The following is a 3,014-nucleotide window of genomic DNA, read 5'->3' as shown; positions in this document are numbered from 1 at the left end:
CCGCACTTCCACCTCTGCCCTATCTACCTCGTCGTCTTCAAGGGGTCTTACTACCTTACGGTATGGGAAATCTTATCTTTAGGGGGGCTTCACGCTTAGATGCCTTCAGCGTTTATCCCTTCCAGACTTGGCTACTCTGCCATGCACTTGGCAGTACAACAGATACACCAGCGGTCCGTCCATCCCGGTCCTCTCGTACTAAGGACAGCTCCTATCAAATTTCCTCCGCCTGCGCCGGATAGGGACCGAACTGTCTCACGACGTTCTGAACCCAGCTCGCGTACCGCTTTAATGGGCGAACAGCCCAACCCTTGGAACCTGCTACAGCTCCAGGATGCGATGAGCCGACATCGAGGTGCCAAACCACTCCGTCGATGTGAACTCTTGGGAGTGATAAGCCTGTTATCCCCAGGGTAGCTTTTATCCGTTGAGCGATGGCAATCCCACTTTATACCACCGGATCACTAAGTCCTACTTTCGTACCTGCTCCACCCGTCGGTGTCACAGTCAAGCTCCCTTCTGCCTTTGCACTCTTCGAATGGTTTCCGACCATTCTGAGGGAACCTTTGAGCGCCTCCGATACCCTTTCGGAGGCGACCGCCCCAGTCAAACTCCCCGCCTGACATTGTCCCCCAGCCGGATCACGGCTGATGGTTAGAAATCCAACATAGCAAGGGTGGTATCCCAACAGCGACTCTGATACAGCTGACGCCATATCTTCTCAGTCTCCCACCTATCCTGTACATGCCATGCCGAATCCCAGTATCAAACTGGAGTAAAGCTCCATGGGGTCTTTCCGTCCTGGCGCAGGTAACCAGCATCTTCACTGGTAGTTCAATTTCACCGGGTGTGTTGTTGAGACAGTGCCCAAATCATTACGCCTTTCGTGCGGGTCGGAACTTACCCGACAAGGAATTTCGCTACCTTAGGACCGTTATAGTTACGGCCGCCGTTTACTGGGGCTTAAGTTCAAAGCTTCGACTTACGTCTAACCTCTCCCCTTAACCTTCCAGCACCGGGCAGGCGTCAGCCCATATACTTCACCTTTCGGTTTTGCATAGACCTGTGTTTTTGCTAAACAGTTGCTTGGGCCATTTCTCTGCGGCCTGTCACCAGGCACTCCTTCTCCCGAAGTTACGGAGTCATTTTGCCGAGTTCCTTAACAACACTTCTCCCGTCGGCCTTAGGATTCTCTCCTCATCCACCTGTGTCGGTTTACGGTACGGGCACATAGAAAACAATAGCGGCTTTTCTTGACAGCCAGGGGCCTGGACTTCCCTACTTATGTTCGGTACGCATCACGCCTTTAGATTATGCTGCGGATTTGCCAACAGCACTCCTACTTCGCTTGCTCCAGGATCCCATTCCTGGATTCCATTCCCTGTCTGTGTCCCCACAGTTCTGTTTCTATGCGGTACAGGAATTTCAACCTGTTATCCATCGACTACGTCTCTCGACCTTGCCTTAGGTCCCGACTTACCCAGAGCAGATCAGCTTTACTCTGGAAACCTTAGATATTCGGCCTGAAGGATTCTCACCTTCATCTCGCTACTCATTCCGGCATTCTCTCTTCTTAACAGTCCACCACTCCTTCCGGTATGGCTTCATCCCGTTAACAATGCTCCTCTACCAATGTTTTCACATTCCTAAGCTTCGGTGTCGTGTTTTAGCCCCGGACATTTTCGGCGCAGGGACTCTCGACTAGTGAGCTATTACGCACTCTTTCAATGAATGGCTGCTTCTGAGCCAACGTCCTAGTTGTCTTCGAATCCCCACATCCTTTTCCACTTAACACGCACTTTGGGACCTTAGCTGTAGGTCTGGGCTCTTTCCCTTTTGACCATCCAACTTATCTCGTATGGTCTGACTCCCAGTCATCATCTCCACGGCATTCGGAGTTTGATATGCTTTGGTAAGCTTTGACGCCCCCTAGGCAATTCAGTGCTCTACCTCCGCGAGACTAAACTGAGGCTAGCCCTAAAGCTATTTCGAGGAGAACCAGCTATCTCCGGGTTCGATTGGAATTTCTCCGCTATCCACACCTCATCCCCACCCTTTTCAACGGATGTGGGTTCGGTCCTCCACTTCCTCTTACGGAAGCTTCAACCTGGACATGGATAGGTCACCCGGTTTCGGGTCTACCCTGGCTGACTATACGCGCTCTTAACGCTCGCTTTCACTTCGGCTCCAGACCTTAAGTCCTTAACCTCGCCGGCCGGGGTAACTCGCCGGACCGTTCTACAAAAAGTACGCAGTCCCTCCAATATTGAGGTTCCACAGCTTGTAGACACAGGGTTTCAGGTTCTCTTTCACTCCCCTCCCGGGGTACTTTTCACCTTTCCTTCACAGTACTATGCGCTATCGGTCACTAAGAAGTATTTAGCCTTACGGGGTGGTCCCCGCTCTTTCAGACAAGGTTTCTCGTGTCTCGTCCTACTCTGGATCCTGCTAGGCGGCTTGGAATTTCGAATACGGGGCTTTCACCCTCTCTGGCGGGACTTCCCAGACCCTTCTTCTATCTTACACCTGCCATATCGCAGTCCGAACCCCACGGTGCACGCACCATGGTTTGGGCTCCTTCCATTTCGCTCGCCGCTACTTTGGAAATCGATGTTTCTTTCTCTTCCTCCGGGTACTTAGATGTTTCAGTTCCCCGGGTTCCCCACATGCAGCTATGAATTCACTACATGCTGACAGAGGTTTCCTCTGCCGGGTTTCCCCATTCAGATATCTCCGGATCATTGGATATGTGCTCCTCCCCGAAGCTTTTCGCAGCTTATCACGTCTTTCATCGGCTCTTAGTGCCAAGGCATCCACCCTGCGCCCTTACTACTTTAACCGTAGTAGGAACGATCGAATCATTTGATTCTCTTTTCCTCACTGATGTATAGCGTTACATCAGCGGGTCATGTGTTTTCTTTCTATCTCTTACGATGAAATTTGATGTCTTGACTCATTTTCATCTCTGAAAATGAATTCTATCTTAAATCTTGTATGAAGTTTTCAAGGTACAA

At 50.9% G+C, this 3,014-nt stretch carries 1 rRNA gene; it reads right to left on the bottom strand.

Features of this window, described 5'->3' with window-relative positions:
* Positions 1-2,840 (bottom strand): 23S ribosomal RNA (locus tag KQI71_RS12160); the annotation flags it as partial.
* Positions 2,841-3,014: the final 174 nt, after the last annotated feature.

Source organism: Anaerostipes sp. MSJ-23 (assembly GCF_018918155.1).
GTDB lineage: Bacteria > Bacillota > Clostridia > Lachnospirales > Lachnospiraceae > Anaerostipes.
This window is presented reverse-complemented; position numbering and strand designations above follow the sequence as displayed.